Here is a 17,665-nt window from a genome sequence, read left to right as displayed (position 1 = left end):
TTCAGCTCTCCCCGAGTTCGCGTTCGATGAGGTCGTAGATCTCCTCGTTCGACGCGGGGTCGAAGTCGTCCTCGTCGCCGCCGACCAGCGTGAGCATCGCCCGCAGCCGCCGTTCGATCTCGGCCCGGTCGCCGTCGTCGGCCACCGTGGACAGCCGTTCGGTGAGCCGGTCGAGTTCGGCGAGGAGAGGTGGCTCGGGAGGCGCCAGCCGGGTGCGCAGATACTCGGCCACCGCGGCCGGGGTGGGCTGGTCGAAGACCAGGGTGGCCGGCAGGGTGAGGCCGGTGGCCTCGGCGAGCCGGTTGCGCAGTTCCATGCCGGTCAGCGAGTCGTAGCCGAGGTCGCGGAAGGCCCGGTCGGCGCCGATCGCGCCGGCGCCGGAGTGGCCCAGCACCACGGCGGCCTGCTCGCGCACCAGCCGGAGCAGGGCGTTGCGGCGCTCGGTGTCCGGCAGCCCGGCCAGCCGTTCGGCCCAGCCGGAACCGGACGGCCGTTCCTCCGTTGCGGTGGTGGTGTGCAGGGCGCGCTGTGCCTCGGGGATCTCGGCGAACAGCGGCCGGGTGCGGGCCGAGCTGAACAGGGGCATGAACCTGGCCCAGTCGACGTCGGCGACCGACAGTCCGGTCTCGGCGTGTTCGAGGACGGTGCGCAGCGCGTCCAGCGCCGGGCCGGGGGCGATCAGCGGCAGGCCCTGGCGGCGCAGCTGGTCGGCGTCGACTCCGTCGGGGAAGCGGGCGCCGTCCCAGACGCCCCAGGCGACCGAGGTCACCGGCAGTCCGGCGGCGTGGGCCTGCTCGGCCAGGGCGTCCAGTTCGGCGTTGGCCGCGGCGTAGGCGCCGTGGTCGCCGCTGCCCCAGACCCCGGCGATGGAGGAGTAGAGGACGAGCGCGTCGAGTTCGGCCGGGTCGAGGAGTTCGATGAGGTTCCGGGCGCCCTGGACCTTGGCGGTGAGGACGTCGGCGTACTCGGCGAGGTCGGTGTCGGGCAGCGCGGCCAGCCGCATCAGGGCGGCGGCGTGCACGACGGTGCGCACGGTCTCGCCCTGCTCGCGCAGCCCGGCCAGCAGTGCGGCCACGGCGTCCCGGTCGGCGATGTCGCAGGCGTGGGCGGTCAGCCGTACGCCCAGGCCGTCGAGTTCGGCCGCGAGGTCGGCGACCCCTTCGGCGTCCGGCCCGCTGCGGCTGACCAGGACGACGTGCCGGGCGCCGAGTCCGGCCAGCCAGCGGGCGACCTCGGGGCCGAGGGCGCCGGTGCCGCCGGTGACGAGCGCGGTGTCCCGGGCCTGCCAGCGGCCCGCGGCGCCAGGGGTGGGCGGGGCGTGCACCAGGCGTCGTACGAGGGTGCCGGAGGCGCGTATCGCGAGCTGGTCCTCGTCGCCCCGGCCTCCGGCGAGTACGGCGCGCAGCTGGTCCAGTGCGGCCTCGTCCAGGTCGGCGGGCAGGTCGACCAGGCCGCCCCAGAACGCCGGGTGTTCCAGCATCGCGACCCGGCCCAGGCCCCACACCTGGGCGGCGCTCGGCTCGCGCGGCGGATCGGCCCGGCCGGTGGCCACGGCACCGGAGGTCACCAGCCACAGCGGGAGGGTGGCCGCCAGGTCGCCGAGGGCCTGGACGACGGCCAGGGTGGCGGCCGCCCCGGCCGGTACCACGGGGTGCCGGGGGTGCGGGCGGCGGTCGGCGGCGAGCAGGGACAGCACGCCGCGCGGGGTGTGCTCGGCCAGCGCGCGGCGCAGCAGGCCGGTCAGTGCGGTGCGGTCGGCGTGTTCGGTGTCCACGGTGACCACGTGCACCGGGAGGCCGCCGGTGAGGGTCTCCAGCCAGGTCCGGTCCGCGCCGGAGCCGGGCACCAGGGCCAGCCACACGCCGTCCGGTGCGGTGCGTTCGGGTGCTTCCGCGGGGCGCCACTCGACGCGGTAGCGCCAGGAGTCGGTCCGGGACCGGGCCTGTTCGGCCAGCCAGTACCACTCGTGCTGGAAGGCGTAGGTGGGCAGGTCCGCCGGCCGGGCGCCGCTGCCGGTGAACACCTCGGCGAGCCGCACCCCGGCTCCGCGCACCTGTGCCTCGGCCAGGGCCTGGGCGAACCGCGGCCAACCGCCGTCGTCGCGGCGCAGCGTGGACAGTACGGCGGCCCGGGCGCCGGCGGCGTCCACGGTCTCCTGGACGCCCGGGGCGGCCACCGGGTGCGGGCTGACCTCGAGGAAGGTGCCGATCCCGGCGTCCAGCGCGGCGCGTACCGCGTCGGCGAAGCGGACGGTCTCGCGCAGGTTGGTGTACCAGTAGGCGCCGGTCAGCTCGCGGGTGTCGAGCCGCTGCCCGGTGACGGTGGAGTACAGCTCGGTACGGGCCGCGCGCGGGGTGATCCCGGCGAGCAGCCCGGCGAGGCTGTCCTCGACGGCGGCGACCTGCGGGGAGTGCGAGGCGTAGTCCACCGCGATGCGCCGGGTCCGCACCCCGCGGGCCGCGCAGTCGGCCGCCAGCTCCTCCAGGGCGGTCGGGTCGCCGGAGACGACGGTGGAGGCGGGGCTGTTGACCGCGGCCACCGCGAGCCGGTCGTCGGCGAACAGCGCGCGGACCTCCTCGGCGGGCAGGGCCACCGACATCATGCCGCCCTTGCCGGACAGCTCGGTCAGCGCGCGGCTGCGCAGGCACACCACGGCGGCGGCGTCGGCGAGGGACAACGCCCCGGCCACGCAGGCAGCGGCGATCTCGCCCTGCGAGTGGCCGATCACCGCTTCGGGTTCGACGCCGTACGCGCGCCACAGCGCGGCCAGCGACACGGTGACGGCGAAGGTCACCGGCTGCACCACGTCCACGCGTTCCAGCGGCGGCGCGCCGGGGGCGCCGCGCAGGACGTCCAGCACCGAGAAGTCCACGTGGGTCTCGATCGCGGCGGCGCACTCGGCGAACCGGGCGGCGAACACCGGTGCGGAGTCCAGCAGTTCCAGGGCCATGCCGGCCCACTGCGCGCCCTGCCCGGGGAACACGAACGCCACCCTTCGGGCCGCGTCGGCCGCGGTGCCGCGGAGCACGCCCGGGGTGTCCCGGCCCTCGGCCAGCGCGCCGAGCCGCTCGGCCAGCTGTTCCCTGCCGTCGGCCAGCACGACCGCGCGGTGTTCCAGGGCGGCCCGGGCGGTCACGCTGGACCAGGCGATGTCCAGCAGCGGGGTGTCCGGGTGGCCGGCGAGATGACCGGCGAGCCGGGCGGCCTGGGCGCGCAGGGCGTCCTCGGTCCGGCCGGACAGCGCGACCGGCAGCGGCAGCGGCACCGGCGCGGTGGCCGGTTCCGGCGCAGCGGGTGCGGTGTCGTCGGCCTGCTCGATGACGACGTGCGCGTTGGTGCCGCTGATGCCGAAGGAGGACACCGCGGCGCGGCGCGGGCGGCCGGTGTCCGGCCAGGGCTGTTCCTCCGTGAGCAGCCGCACCTCGCCGGACGCCCAGTCCACGTGCGGGGACGGCTCGTCCACGTGCAGGGTGCGGGGCAGCACCCCGTGCCGCATCGCCTCCACGACCTTGATCACCCCGGCGACGCCTGCGGCGGCCTGGGCGTGCCCGATGTTGGACTTGACCGAGCCCAGCCACAGCGGCCGGTCGCGCTCGGCGCCGTACGTGGCCAGCAGTGCCTGGGCCTCGATGGGGTCGCCGAGCGGGGTGCCGGTGCCGTGGCCCTCGACGGCGTCGACGTCCGCGGGGGTCAGTCCGGCGGCGTCGAGCGCGGCGCGGATCACGCGTTCCTGGGAGGGGCCGTTGGGGGCGGTCAGGCCGTTGGAGGCGCCGTCCTGGTTGACGGCCGAGCCGCGCAGCACGGCCAGCACGCGGTGGCCGGCCCGGTGGGCCGCGGACAGCGGTTCGAGCAGCAGCAGGCCGACGCCCTCGGACCAGCCGGTGCCGTCGGCCGCCCCGGCGAAGGACTTGCACCGGCCGTCCACGGCCAGCCCGCGCTGCCGGGAGAACGCGGTGAAGGTGGTCGGCTCGGCCATCACCGTGACGCCTCCGGCTAGGGCCAGCGAGCACTCGCCCGCGCGCAGCGCCTGCGCCGCCAGGTGCAGGGCCACCAGCGAGGAGGAGCAGGCGGTGTCCAGGGTGACCGCGGGGCCCTGGAGGCCGAGGGTGTAGGCGACCCGGCCGGAGGCGACGCTCGCGGCGGTGCCGGTGAGCAGGTGTCCCTCGACGCCCTCGGGCAGTTCGCGCAGCGTGCTGGCGTAGTCGTGGTACATCACGCCGGTGAACACGCCGGTGCGGCTGCCGCGCAGCGAGGTCGGGTCGATCCCGGCCCGCTCCAGCGCCTCCCAGGAGGTCTCCAGGAGCAGCCGCTGCTGCGGGTCCATGGCCAGTGCCTCGCGCGGCGAGATGCCGAACAGTCCGGCGTCGAAGAGGCCGGCGTCGTGGAGGAAGCCGCCGTGCCGGGTGTAGGTGTGGCCGGCCCGGTCGGGGTCCGGGTCGTACAGGCCGGCGACGTCCCAGCCGCGGTCGGTGGGGAAGCCGCCGATGGCGTCGCCGCCGGCGGCCACCAGGTTCCACAGGTCCTCGGGGGAGGCGATGCCGCCGGGGAACCGGCAGGCCATGCCGATGATCGCGATCGGCTCGTCCGCGGTCACGGCCGGCGCCGGGGAGTGGGTCGCGGGGGCGGTGTCGCCGACGAGTTCGGCGTGCAGGTAGGCGGCGAGTGCGGCGGCGGTGGGGTGGTCGAAGACGACCGTGGCGGGCAGCCGGGTCCCGGTGGCGCGGCCCAGCCGGTTGCGCAGCTCCACCGCGGTGAGCGAGTCGAAGCCGAAGTCCTTGAAGGGCCGGTCCGGTGACAGGCCGCCGGGGTCGGTGTGGCCGAGGACCACCGCGGCCTGGGTCAGCACCAGGTCCTGGAGCACCCGCAGCGGCTCGCCCTCGGCCAGCCGCCGGCGCAGGGCGTCCGCGCCGTCCGCCGTCCCGTCCGCGGCGGCGGTACGGCGCACCGCCGGGACCAGGGTGCGCAGCACCGGGGCGAGCACGCCCTCGGCCGCCCGTTCGCGCAGGGCCGCCGGGTCCAGCCGGGCGGCCAGCAGCACCGGTTCGTCCCGTGCGGTGGCCGCGTCGAACAGGTCGAGCGCGGTGCCCGAGTCGAGCGGTACGACCCCGGCGCGGGCCAGCCTGGCCCGGTCGGTGTCCGCCATCCGGCCGGTCATCCCGCTGGTTTCGGCCCACAGTCCCCAGGCCACCGAGGTGGCGGGGAGTCCGGCGGCGCGGCGCTGGGCGGCCAGGGCGTCGAGTGCGGCGTTGGCGGCCGCGTAGGCGGCCTGGCCTGCGTTGCCGAGGGTGCCGGCCACCGAGGAGAACAGCACGAAGGCGGTGAGGTCCGGGCCGGTCAGCTCGGCCAGGTGCCGGGCGCCGTCCGTCTTGGCGCGGCAGACCTCGGCCACCCGCTGCGGGGTGAGCGCGGCGAGTACGCCGTCGTCGAGGATGCCGGCGGCGTGCACCACGGCCGTGACCGGGTGCTCGGCCAGCAGCGCGGCCACCGCGTCCCGGTCGGCCACATCGCACGCCACCGCCCGGGCCGAGGCGCCGAGTTCCGTCAGGTCGGCGAGCAGCTCACCCATGCCGGGAGCGTCACCACCGCGCCGGGACGCCAGCACCAGGGCACGCACCCCGTGCCGCTCCACCAGATGCCGCGCCACCAGCCGCCCGAGCGTGCCACTCGCCCCAGTGACCAGCACCGTGCCATCCGCCGACCAAGGCGTCGACTCGGGCGCCGCCTCCGTCACCCGCACCAACCGGGGCACCAGCAACCGCCCGTCCCGTACCGCCAGTTGGGGCTCACCGGTGGCCAGGGCGACCCCGTCGGGCACGCTGCCGTCGCTGTCCAGCAGCACGAACCGGTCCGGGTGTTCCGTCTGGGCGCTGCGGACGAGGCCCCACACCGCCGCGGCCTCGGGGTCGGCCGGCTCCCCTGTGCGGGTGGCGACCGCGGCGCGGGTGAGCAGCACCAGCCGGGATGCGGCGAACCGCTCCTCGGCCAGCCAGCGCTGGGCCACGGCCAGGGCCTCGGTCACGCCGGCCACCGGGACGCCCACCGCGGCGGCCACCCGGTCGCCCAGCTCGTCCAGCCCCTCCGGCCCCGTCGTCAGCTGCACGGCGCCGGCCTGCGCCGGGGCCGGCACGGGCACCCAGTCGGTGCGGTACAGGTGGTCCCGGCGGCCGGCGGCGAGCTGTCCGGCGTGCACCGGCCGGAAGACCAGCGAGTCGATCACCATGACGGGCTGGTCCGCCGCGTCGGTCACGGTGAGCGACACGGCTCCCGCGCCCGCGGGCCGCAACCGCACCCGGGCCGCGGCGGCCCCGCTCCGGTACAGCCGGACCCCGGAGAACGCGAAGGGCAGGGCGGCGGTGCCGTCGGCGGACGCGCCGGTGCCCTCGGCCGGGACGGCCGCGTGCAGCGCCGCGTCCAGGAGCGCCGGGTGCAGGCCGAAGGCTGCCGCGTCCGATGCCTCCGGCTCGGGCAGGGCGATCTCGGCGTACAGCTCCTCGCCGTGCCGCCACAGTCGGCGCAGGCCCTGGAACGCCGGTCCGTAGCCGTAGCCGCGGCGCGCCAGCTCCGGGTAGTGGCCGGTCAGGTCGACCGGGGTGGCGCCGTCCGGCAGCCGGCCGCCGGGTACGGGTGCGGGCGCCTCGGCCACGCCGAGCCGGCCCGTGGCGTGGTGCGTCCACTGCGGGCCGCCGGACCCCGGTGCCAGGGCCTCTTCGGCGCCGCCCGGCCGGGAGTACACGTCCACGGTGCGGCCGCCGTCCTCGCCGGGCGCACCGAGCACCACCTGCACCCGTACACCGCCGCGCTCCGGCAGCGGCAGCGGGGCGTGCACGGTCAGCTCCTCCAGGACCGTGCAGCCGGCCTGGTCCCCGGCGCGTACGGCCAGTTCGACGAAGGCGGTGCCGGGCAGCACGGCGGTTCCGAACACCGTGTGGTCGGCGAGCCAGGGGTGGCGCTGCCGGGACAGCTCCCCGGTCAGCAGCAGTTCCCCGGTGGAGGCCACCGGTGCGGCCGCGCCGAGCAACGGGTGTGCGGTGGCGTCCAGCCCGAACCCGGCCGGATCCGTGCCGCCCGCCGGGGTGGCCAGCCAGTAGCGCTCCCGCTGGAAGGCGTAGGTGGGCAGTTCCACCCGTCGGCCGGTGGCGCCGAGGGCGGCGGTCCAGTCGACCCGGACGCCGCGCACATGGGCCTCGGCCAGCGACAGCAGGAACCGGCCGGGGCCGCCCTGGTCGCGGCGGAGGGAGCCGACCACCACGGCGGTGCTGCCCGCCGACTCGACGGTGTCCTGCACGGCGGCGGTGAGGATGGGGTGCGGGCTGGCCTCCACGAACACCCGGTGCCCGGCCCGGTCCAGGGCGCGGACGGTCTCCTCGAAGCGGACGGTCCCGCGCAGGTTCCGGTACCAGTAGTCGGCGTCCAGGCCGGCGGTGTCCAGCCGTTCGCCGGTCACCGTGGAGTAGAAGGGGATCTCGGCGGTGCGCGGGCGGATTCCGGCGAGCCGGTCCAGCAGTTCGGTGCGGATACGTTCCACCTGCGGGGAGTGCGAGGCGTAGTCCACGGCGACCAGCCGGGCCCGCACCCCGTCGGCGGTCAGCTCGGCGGCGAGTTCGCGCAGCGGGCCGGGGGCGCCGGACAGCACCACCGCGGCGGGCCCGTTGACCGCGGCCACCGACACCTGGTCCGCCCAGCGTGCCAGCCGGGGTTCCAGCTCGGCGACCGGCAGCGACACGGACATCATGCCGCCCTCGCCGGACAGTTGGGTCAGCGCGCGGCTGCGCAGGCAGACCACCGCGGCGGCGTCGCGCAGGGACAGCGCCCCCGCCACACAGGCCGCCGCGATCTCCCCCTGCGAATGCCCCACCACCGCATCCGGCTCCACCCCGAACGACCGCCACAACGCCGCCAACGACACCATCACCGCGAACGACACCGGCTGCACCACATCCACCCGATCCAGCCCCGGCTCACCCACCTCCCCCCGCAACACACCCAGCAGCGACCACTCCGCGAACTCCCCCAACGCCTCCGCACACTCCGCCATCCGCGCCGCGAACACCGGTGAGGAGTCCAGCAGTTCCACCGCCATCCCCGCCCACTGCGCCCCCTGCCCCGGGAACACGAACACCGTACGGCCGTCCGCGTCGGCGACTCCGCGCACCAGGGCGGGCGAGTCGGCGTCGGCGGCGAGGGTGCGCAGGCCGCGTACCAGGTCGGCGTGGTCGGTGGCGGTGAGTACGGCGCGGTGGGCCAGCCCGGCCCTGCCGGTGGCGGCCGCGCACGCGATGTCCGCCAGGGCCGGCGCGGACTCCGGCTCCAACTGCTCCAGATGGACGGCCAGCCGCTCGGCCTGGGCGCGCAGCGCGGCGGCGGTGTGCCCGGACACCACGACCGGCACCGGGCCGGAGCGCAGCACGGGGTGCGGTGCCGCCGGGGAGACGGTCGCGGGCGCGGCCTGTTCGATGACGACATGGGCGTTGGTGCCACTGATGCCGAAGGAGGACACCGCGGCGCGGCGCGGCCGGTCGCGCTCCGGCCAGGGCCGGGCCGCGTCGAGCAGCCGTACCGCGCCGGACCCCCAGTCCACGTACGGCGAGGGCTCGTCCACGTGCAGGGTGCGCGGCAGCACCCCGTGCCGCAGCGCCTCCACGACCTTGATCACCCCGGCGACGCCGGCGGCGGCCTGGGTGTGGCCGATGTTGGACTTGAGCGACCCCAGCCAGAGCGGCTCACCGGTGCGGCCCTGGCCGTAGGTGGCGAGCAGGGCCTGGGCCTCGATCGGGTCGCCGAGGGTGGTGCCGGTGCCATGTGCCTCGACCAGGTCGACGTCGGCCGGGGAGAGACCGGCGGCGGCCAGCGCGGAGCGGATCACGCGTTCCTGTGCGGGGCCGTTGGGGGCGGTGAGCCCGTTGGAGGCGCCGTCCTGGTTCACCGCCGAGCCGCGCAGCACCGCCAGTACGGGGTGGCCGTTGGCCCGCGCGTCGGAGAGCCGTTCCAGCACCAGCTGTCCGGCGCCCTCCGCCCAGCCGGTGCCGTCGGCCGCGGCCGCGAAGGACTTGCACCGCCCGTCCGGCGCGAGGCCGCGCTGCCGGGAGAACTCCACGAAGATGCCCGGCGTGGCCATCACCGTCACGCCTCCGGCCAGGGCCAGCGAGCACTCCCCGGCGCGCAGCGCCTGCGCCGCCAGGTGCACCGCGACCAGCGACGAGGAGCACGCGGTGTCCACGGTGACGGCCGGGCCGCGCAGGCCCAGGGTGTAGGCGATCCGGCCGGAGGCGACGCTGGCCGTGGTGCCGGTGAGCACATAGCCGTCCAGGCCGGCGGCGCCCTCGTGCATCCGCGGGCCGTAGTCCTGCGCCATGACCCCGGCGAACACCCCGGTCGCGGTGTCGCGCAGGGACAGCGGGTCGATCCCGGCCCGCTCCAGCGCCTCCCAGGAGGTCTCCAGGAGCAGCCGCTGCTGCGGGTCCATGGCCAGCGCCTCGCGCGGCGAGATGCCGAAGAGGCCCGCGTCGAACTCGGCGGCGTCGTACAGGAAGCCGCCGGTGCGGGCGTAGCTGCGGCCCGGCCGGTCCGGGTCCGGGTCGAACAGCCCGTCCAGGTCCCAGCCGCGGTCGGTGGGGAAGGCGCCGATCGCGTCGCCGCCCGCGGCCACCAGGTCCCACAGCTCCGCCGGTGAGCCGACCCCGCCGGGGAACCGGCAGGCCATCCCGACGATGGCGATCGGCTCGTCGGCGGTCACCGGTACGGCGGGAGTCTGTGCGGCGGGCGCGGTGGCCACCGGTGTTTCGGTGGTCGACGGTGCCTGGGCGGCCAGCCGGTCGATCAGGTGCGCGGTGATCCGGTCCGGGGTCGGGTGGTCCAGTACAACGGTGGCGGGCAGCCGCAGTCCGGCCGACTCGGCCAGCCGCTGCCCCAGTTCCACCGCCATCAGGGAACCGAAGCCCAGCTCCCGGAACGGGCGGTGTCCGTCCACGGCATCGGCGGAGTACAGTTCCAGCGCGGCGGCCACCTCGGCCCGCACCAGCGCGCGCACCGCCTGCTCCCGCTCGTCCGCGGGCAGCGCCGCCAGCCGGGACACCTCGGGCGCCGGCGCCGCCGGCGCGGCGGGCACCGTGCTGTCGGTGCCCGTCACCCCGGTGATCCAGTGCCGGCGCCGCTGGAACGGATAGGTGGGCAGCGGGATCCGCCGGGCGCCGGAACCGGCGTAGAACCGCGCCCAGTCCACCGGCACCCCGCGCGTGTGCAGCCGGGCGACCGCGGTGAGCAGCGACCGTTCGTCCGGGCGTTCCCCGCCGGCCAGCGCGGAGACGAACGCGACGTCCTCCGGTGCGCTGCCCGGGCCCATCGCGCACAGCGTGCCGTCCGGGCCCAGTTCCAGGAAGGTGCGCGCGCCGCCCGCGCAGGCCGTGGCGATCGCGTCCGCGAACCGGACCGTGCCCCGGGTGTGGCGCGCCCAGAACTCCGGCCAGTCCAGCCCGGTCACGTCCAGCTCGGCGCCGGTCAGCGAGGAGACGACGGGCAGGTCCGGGCGCCGCCAGTCCACCCGGGCCGCGGCCGCGCGCATCCCGTCCAGGATGCCGTCCACATGGGCCGAGTGGCTGGCCATCGGGACCTGGATCCGCCGGGTCCGCCGGCCCTGCCCGGCCCAGCGGCCGGCGATCGCCAGGGTGGCGTCCTCGTCGCCGGAAATCACCGTCGCGGTGGGGCTGTTGAGGGCGGCGATCGACACCAGTCCGGCGGAGTCCTCGACGTCCGGCAGCAGCTCGGCCTCGGAGGCCTCCACCAGCACCATCGCCCCGCCGGGCGGGATGTCCTGCATCAGCCGGCCGCGGGCGGCGACCAGCGCGCAGGCGTCGGGCAGGGACATCGCCCCGGCGACATGCAGGGCGGCCAGCTCGCCGAAGGAGTGGCCGAGCACCGCGTCCGGGGTGATCCCCCAGCTCTCCACCAGCCGGAACAGCCCGACCTGTACGGCGAACAGCGCCGGCTGGGTGTACAGCGGTTCGTCCAGCAGCGCCGCCTCGGCGGAGCCCTCCGGGGCGAAGAGCACCTCCGGCAGCGGCCGGGGCAGATGCGGGCGCAGGCCGGCGCAGATCTCGTCCACGGCGGCGGCGAACACGGGGTGGCGCCGGTAGATCTCCCGGGCCATTCCCGGCCGTTGGTTGCCCTGGCCGGCGAAGAGGAACACGGTCCGCCCCTCGACCGGGGTGCCGCGCACCACCCGTGCGTTCGCCGTGTCGCCGGCCAGCGCCGCCAGCAGGCCGGGCACCTCCTCGGCCGACTCGGCGACCAACACGGCGCGCCGGTCGAGCGGGGTGCGCGTGGTGGCCAGCGAGTAGGCCACATCCACCGGGTTCGCCGCGGCCGGCTCGGCGAGCCGGCCGGCCAGCTCGGTCAGCGCCGCCGGGGACCGCGCGGACAGCGGCACGAGCACCGGGCCGTCGTACCGCCCGGCCTCGCCGCGCGGCGCCGTCTCCGGGGCCGGTGGTTCGGCCAGGACGACATGGCAGTTGGCGCCGCCCATGCCGAACGCGCTCACCCCGGCCAGCAGCGGGCCGTCCCCGGCGGGCCACGGCCCGGTCTCGGTGACCACCCGCAGCCCCAGCTCGGCCAGCGGGATGCGCGGGTTGGGGGTGCGGAAGTTCAGGCTGGGGACCAGTTCCCGGTGGGCCAGGCAGAGGACCGTCTTGAGCAGTCCGGCGATGCCGGCCGCGCCCTCCAGGTGGCCGATGTTGGTCTTCACCGAGCCGACCGCCAGCGGCTGTTCGCGGCGGGCCGCCGCGCCGAGCGCCGCGGCCTCGACCGGGTCGCCCAACGGCGTTCCGGTGCCGTGCAGTTCGACGTAGCGCAGCTCGTCCGGGGTGATCCCGGCGGCGGTGCAGGCCAGCCGCACCACCTCGGTCTGGGCCTCCTGGCGCGGGGCGGTGAGGGTGTCTCCGCCGCCGTCGTTGTTGGTGGCGCTGCCCCGGATGACGGCGTGCACGGTGTCCCCGTCGGCCAGGGCGGCCGCGAGCGGTTTGAGCACCAGCACGGCGCCGCCCTCGCCGCGCACGAACCCGTTGGCCCGTTCGTCGAAGGTGTGGCAGCGGCCGTCCGGTGAGATCGCGCCGAGCGCCCGGGTGAGGTCGTAGCCGTCCTGGGTGATGTTCAGCTGGACGCCGCCGGCCAGCGCCACCGTGCACTCCCCCGCCGCCAGCGCGCGGCAGGCCAGGTGCACCGCGAGCAGCGAGGAGGACTGGGCGCTGTCCACCACCAGGCTCGGTCCGCTCAGGCCCAGGGCGTAGGAGACCCGGTTGGCGATCATCGCCCGGTTGCGGCCGGTGGCCGAGTGCGGGCTGAGCCGGGTGCCGCGCAGGGCGGCGTAGTCGTCGTAGGTGGCGCCGATGTACACCCCGGTGCCGCCGTCGATGCCGTGGTCGCCGGGGACGATCCCGGCGTCCTCGAAGGCCTCCCAGGCAAGCTCCAGCGCCAGCCGCTGCTGCGGGTCCAGCACCGCCGCCTCACCCGGTGATATGCCGAAGAAGGAGGCGTCGAAGGAGTCGACCTGGTCCAGGAATCCGGCCCGTACCGGCGCGCCGGAGGGCAGCACGGGCGCGGCCGGGCCGTCCGGACGGCAGCGCCCCGGACCGGGTTCGCCAAGGGCGTCCCGGCCGTCGCGCAGCAGCTGCCAGAACGCGGCCGGATCCGGCGCCCCCGGCAGCCGGCAGGCCAGGCCGACGATCGCGACCGGTTCCTGGACAGCAGCGTTACCCACTCGGTTACCCACCTGAATTTCCCCCCAGGTCGCCTCGTCGGCGACACGTCGGAACTGCCGGGCAGGAGCGCGCTCGGGGCGGACCGCGCCGGCGGCATCGCGGGCAGGCCGGAGCGTCCGGTCGTACGGGCGCGCCCCACCCGGCGCGTGCGGGCGGCGGGCGCGCCGTGACCACGGTTCCCCGGACCGCCGCGGCGGTCGTGGTCACGGCGTCCGCCGCGCGCGGCAGGGCATGGGGCGGCCCCGGCCCCGCCAGGGGGCCGCTCCGCCCGGCACCTCTCCGCTCGCCGCCTGTCTACTCGACGCCCATGTGCTCGGCGTCTCTCCGCTCAGGGCGTTGCCGCCAGGGCCCGGCCGGCCTCAGGCCCGGACGAACTCCACCGGCACGCGCAGCGCCACGGTGTGCTTGCTGTTGTTGGCCCAGGGCACCGGGCCGGTGAGCCGCACCTCGGCGACCCGGTCGAGCAACGCGCCGAACAGCGTGCGCAGTTCGAGTCTGGCCAGATCGGTGGCGAGGCAGCTGTGCGGCCCCCAGCCGAAGGCCAGGTGCGGGTTGGGGTCCCGGCGCACGTCGAAGGTCATGGCGTCGGTGAACACGCTCTCGTCCCGGTTGGCCGAGGACCACCACAGCGTCACCTTGTCCCCGCGGCGGAACTGCACATCGCGGAAGGTGAAGTCCTCGGTGGCGGTCCGGCGGTTGTACGGCGTCGGCGTGGACCAGCGCATCATCTCCTCGGCCGCGCTGCCCAGCAGGGAGCGGTCGGCGCGCAGCGCCTGCCACTGGTCGGGCCGTTCGGCCAGGGCCTGAAGACCCACCGCGATCACATTGCGGGTGGGTTCGCTCCCGGCCAGGGTGAGCAGGTTGACGAACACCTCGCGCTCGTACTCGCGCAGCGGCGGTTCGCCCTGGTCCGCGGGCAGGTCGCCGACGGCGACCAGGGACAGGAAGTCCTGTGCCGGGTTCGCCCGTTTCTCGGCGATCAGTTTGACGCCGTACTCGTACATGGCCAGCAGGGCGGCCTGGCTGCGGGAGGAGGCCTCGCCGGACTCGCGGTCCTCGTAGCCCATCACGACTTCGGTCCAGTCGACGAACTGCGGCCAGTCCGCGCGCGGTACGCCGAGCAGTGCGGCCATGACCTCGACGGAGAACCGGCCGGCGACGTCGTTCTGGAAGTCGCAGGAGCCGCGCTCCACGACCTCGGAGACGATCTGCTCGGCGCGTTCGGTGATGAGCGGGGTCAGGGCGTCCAGTACGGGGCCGGTGACCGAGGGGGTGACGAGGTCGCGCAGCAGCCGGTGGCGCGGGTCGTCCATCATGTTGAGCATCGCGCCGGAGTAGGTGCCGGCGGGCAGGTCGTCGAGGTGGGTGCCGCCGCCCTCGCGGTCGCCGCCGCCCTGGGAGGACAGCAGCGGATGGGCCGCGGCCTCGACCACGTCGGCGTAGCGGGAGAGCACCCAGAAGTTCTCGCCGTCGCGGGTACGGCCGGGCGGGTGCAGCAGGATGGGGGCTTCCCGGCGGAGCCGGGCGAAGACCTCGTGGGGAAAACCGTCGCCGAACCGGTCCTGATCGCTGAGGTCGAACCCGTCGAGCACGGCGGGTAGGTCGCTTTGGCGAACCTCGGTGGCGCTTCGTGATAAGGGGAGGGCGGGCTGTTCCAAGGACATGAGCTCTCCAGGTTGTGCACTGACGTAACGAGGGACGTCAAAAGCAGCAGCAGTGTCACCCGGTGGTGGAAATTCCGTCAAGCACTTGCCGGGGTGTCGTGGATCTCCGTACGCCGTACGCCTGTTGCTGCGCAGACCGGCCAACGGGCGTGCGGACGTGCGGGGTTGGGATCGGCGGCGGCGAACGCCGGTGCGCGCACGGCCCCGGGCACTCGCCCTCGGCTCAGTCCAGCGGCAGCCGCATGAGCGTCAGGTCCAGCCAGCGGCCGAACTTGGTGCCGGCCTCCGCGACCGTGCCGGCGTGCTGGAACCCGAACCGCTCGTGCAGCCGGATCGAGGCGGTGTTCCCGGCCTCGATGCCGGCGATCATGACATGGTGGCCGGCGTCCCGGGCGGCGGCGACGACGGCGGCCAGCAGGGCGGAGCCGAGGCCGAGTCCGTGCCGGCCCTCGCGGACGTAGACCGAGTTCTCCACCGTGTGGCGGTATCCGTCCAGCTGCCGCCAGGGACCGTAGACGGCGAACCCGGCGACCTCGCCGCCGGTCTCGGCGACGAAGGCCGAACCGCGTTCGAGGTGGGCGGCCAGCCAGGCGACCGCCTCGGCGGAGGTCTGCGGGGTCTGCGTCCACAGGGCGGTCGAGTGCTCGATGGCGTGGTTGCGGATCGCGCGGACGGCCTCCACGTCGCCGGGCCGGGCGGGACGCACCGTCACGACGGCACCGTCTCTTGCGTATATTGCAGCCATGTCCAACATAGTAGATCCCCTGGTGGAGCGGATCGCGGCCCGGGTCCGGACCGAACGGGAGCGGCGCCGGTGGACGCTGGCCCAGCTCGCCGAGGCCTCCGGGGTGTCGCAGGCGATGATCAGCCGGATCGAGCGCGCGGAGAGCAGCCCCACCGCGGTCGTGCTGGGCAAGCTGTCCGCCGCCTTCCGGCTCAGCGTGGCCTCGCTGCTCGCCCTCGCCGAGGGGACACCGGGCGAGGGCGAACCGGTGGCGGGCGTACGCCGCGTGGCGGACCGGGCGGAGTGGCGCGACCCGGCGACCGGCTACCGGCGCCGCCAGATCACCGGCGCGCGCTTCCCCGCCGAGGTCGCCGAGATCCGGCTGCCTGCCGGCGCCCGGGTGCCGTATCCGGCCGCCGCCTTCGCCTTCGTACGACAGCTCGTCTGGGTCCTCGACGGCCACCTCACCTTCCACGACGGCGGCACGGTGCACGAACTCGACGCGGGCGACACCGTCGAGCTGGGCGAGCCCACCGAGCGCGTCTTCGCCAACACCACCGACACCGAGTGCCGGTACGCCGTGATCCTCACCCGCAGCACGACCCCGTGACCCGACCGCGCTCAGCGCGGTCGCCGCGGACCTGGGCGTCCCGCTGTCCGTGATCGGCCCGGGGCGAGGGCGCCGGCCAGTGCGGTCAGCCGGGCGGCGACCAGGCCGTGGCCGCCTACCTGCTGATCGGCGCGTCCGCCAGCGTCGCGGCCCAGGCCGGCACCCCGGCCGGCCGGCACGCTCCAAAGGGGCGCCGAGGACGGGCGGTCGCCACGGTCGCGGCCGGCCTGCCGCCGGGCATCCTGCTCAGCCGGCTGACCGGCGGCACCCTCGCCGGCCTGCCCGGCCGGCGGCGGACGCTCCTCGTCTTCGCCGCCCTCGCGCCGCTCGGAGCGGGCGCCGCCGCCGTACTGCTGCCCCGGCAGCATCCGCACCCCGACCCCGGCTACCGCGCCGGGCTCGCCGTGCTCCCGCCGCTGCTGCGCCGGTTTCCCGAGCTGCGCCGCGCGGTGGCCACGGCACTGCTCCGCGCCGCGGCCCTGACCCGCCGAGGACAGGCGCGGCAGCCCCCATCAGCCATACCTGTGTGAGCAGTTGAGGCGGCGGCGCTGCGGGCAGGCGCCGGACCGGCGGGCACCGTCTCAGCCGAAGTACGCCTGCGCCGCCCGTACGCCGGCAGCCAGCGCGTCCACGTCGTCCAAGGTGTTGTACAGATAGAAAGTGGCCCGTGCCGTGGCAGGAACGCCGTAGCGGCGGGTGATCGGGCGGGCGCAGTGGTGACCGACCCGGACGGCCACGCCCCGGTCGTCGAGCACCTGACCGAGGTCGTGCGGATGGATGCCCTCGACGGTGAAGGAGACCGCCGACCCCCGGTCGACGAGGTCGGTCGGGCCGACGATCCGTACCCCGGGGATCTCGGTGAGGAGTTCCAGGGTGCGTGCGGTCAGCGCTTCCTCGTGCGCCGCCACCTCGGCCATGCCGACCGCGCTCAGATAGTCGACGGCCGCGGCCAGCCCCACCGCCTGTGCCGTCATCGGCACACCGGCTTCGAAGCGCTGCGGCGGCGGCAGGAACGTGGTCCGGTCCATCTCCACGATCTCGACGATCGAACCGCCGGTGAGGAACGGCGGCAGGGACTCCAGAGCCGCACGCCGGCCCCACAGGACGCCGACCCCGCTGGGACCGAGCATCTTGTGGCCGGAGAAGGCGACGAAGTCCGCGCCGAGCTCCTTGACGTCGACCGGGCGGTGCGGCACGGACTGGGCGCCGTCGACCAGCACGAGCGCACCCACCGCGTGCGCTCGGTCGGCGAGGAGACGGACCGGGTTGAGCGTGCCGAGGACGTTCGACTGATGGGTGAGGGCGACGACCTTGGTGCGGTCGTCGATCAGCTGGTCGATGCCGTCCAGGTCGAGCCGTCCGTCGTCCGTCAGCCCGAACCAGGCGAGCTGGGCCCCGGTCCGCTCGGCCAGCTGCTGCCAGGGCACCAGGTTGGCGTGGTGCTCCATTTCGGTGACCACGATCTTGTCACCGGGGCCGACGAATCGGGAATTGCCGAGCCCGTAGGCGACGAGATTGATGCTCTCGGTCGCGTTCTTGGTGAAGACGATCTCGTTCTCCGCGGCCCCGATGAATCGGGCGATCGTCGCCCGCGCCTCCTCGTAGGCCTCTGTGGCCTCTTCCGCGAGCTGGTGCGCGCCCCGGTGCACGGCGGCGTTGCGCGTCACGTAGAAGTCCCGCTCGGCGTCGAGGACTTGAAGCGGCTTATGGGTGGTCGCACCGGAGTCCAGGTAGACCAGGCGCGCTCCGTCGCGGATCCTCCGCTCGAGGATCGGGAAGTCCTTGCGGAGCGCATCGAAATCAACAGCCAAGACGAGCCGCCTCTCGCGCGAGTTCGCTCTTCACATGCTTCGCTCTGGGAAATGCCGTCTGTCCTGAAGAAGACAAGGACAGCAGAAGCCGGGACACCCGGCCGGCA

General features: G+C 75.5%; 6 protein-coding genes. 2 read left to right on the top strand and 4 right to left on the bottom strand.

Annotated elements, in window-relative coordinates:
* Position 1 precedes the first annotated feature (1 nt).
* From ACWCV9_RS13185 to ACWCV9_RS13175, 3 genes are all read right to left on the bottom strand, one after another.
* Entirely contained in the window at positions 2 to 12,748 is a 12,747-nt protein-coding gene (locus tag ACWCV9_RS13185) for an SDR family NAD(P)-dependent oxidoreductase (RefSeq protein ID WP_450786199.1), read from the bottom strand.
* Positions 12,749 to 13,108: 360 nt separating this feature from the next.
* A complete protein-coding gene (locus ACWCV9_RS13180) occupies positions 13,109 to 14,341 on the bottom strand; it encodes a cytochrome P450 (protein WP_450786197.1) in 1,233 nt (410 codons plus the stop codon).
* 295 nt (positions 14,342 to 14,636) lie between these two features.
* Positions 14,637 to 15,158 carry an N-acetyltransferase family protein gene (locus ACWCV9_RS13175; RefSeq protein ID WP_450786196.1) on the bottom strand — a complete coding sequence of 174 codons (522 nt, stop codon included), beginning with the start codon at positions 15,156 to 15,158 and terminating at the stop codon, positions 14,637 to 14,639.
* Between ACWCV9_RS13175 and ACWCV9_RS13170 the strand changes: the two genes are divergently transcribed.
* Together ACWCV9_RS13170 and ACWCV9_RS13165 are read left to right on the top strand one after the other, a co-directional pair.
* Positions 15,157 to 15,747: a helix-turn-helix domain-containing protein gene (locus ACWCV9_RS13170; protein WP_450786194.1), complete on the top strand. Its 591-nt coding sequence runs from the start codon at positions 15,157 to 15,159 to the stop codon at positions 15,745 to 15,747. The two genes, ACWCV9_RS13175 and ACWCV9_RS13170, sit on opposite strands and share 2 nt — an antisense overlap.
* Before the next feature lie 107 nt (positions 15,748 to 15,854).
* Entirely contained in the window at positions 15,855 to 16,277 is a 423-nt protein-coding gene (locus ACWCV9_RS13165; RefSeq protein WP_450786192.1) for a hypothetical protein, read from the top strand.
* Between the two features lie 51 nt (positions 16,278 to 16,328).
* Here the strand turns inward: ACWCV9_RS13165 and ACWCV9_RS13160 are convergent, their stop codons facing one another.
* A complete protein-coding gene (locus ACWCV9_RS13160) occupies positions 16,329 to 17,558 on the bottom strand; it encodes a cysteine desulfurase (protein ID WP_450786191.1) in 1,230 nt (409 codons plus the stop codon).
* Positions 17,559 to 17,665: the final 107 nt, after the last annotated feature.

Source organism: Streptomyces sp. NPDC001606 (assembly GCF_053596835.1).
Note: the sequence above shows the minus strand (reverse complement) of the source record. Positions and strands in the feature narration are given on the sequence as shown.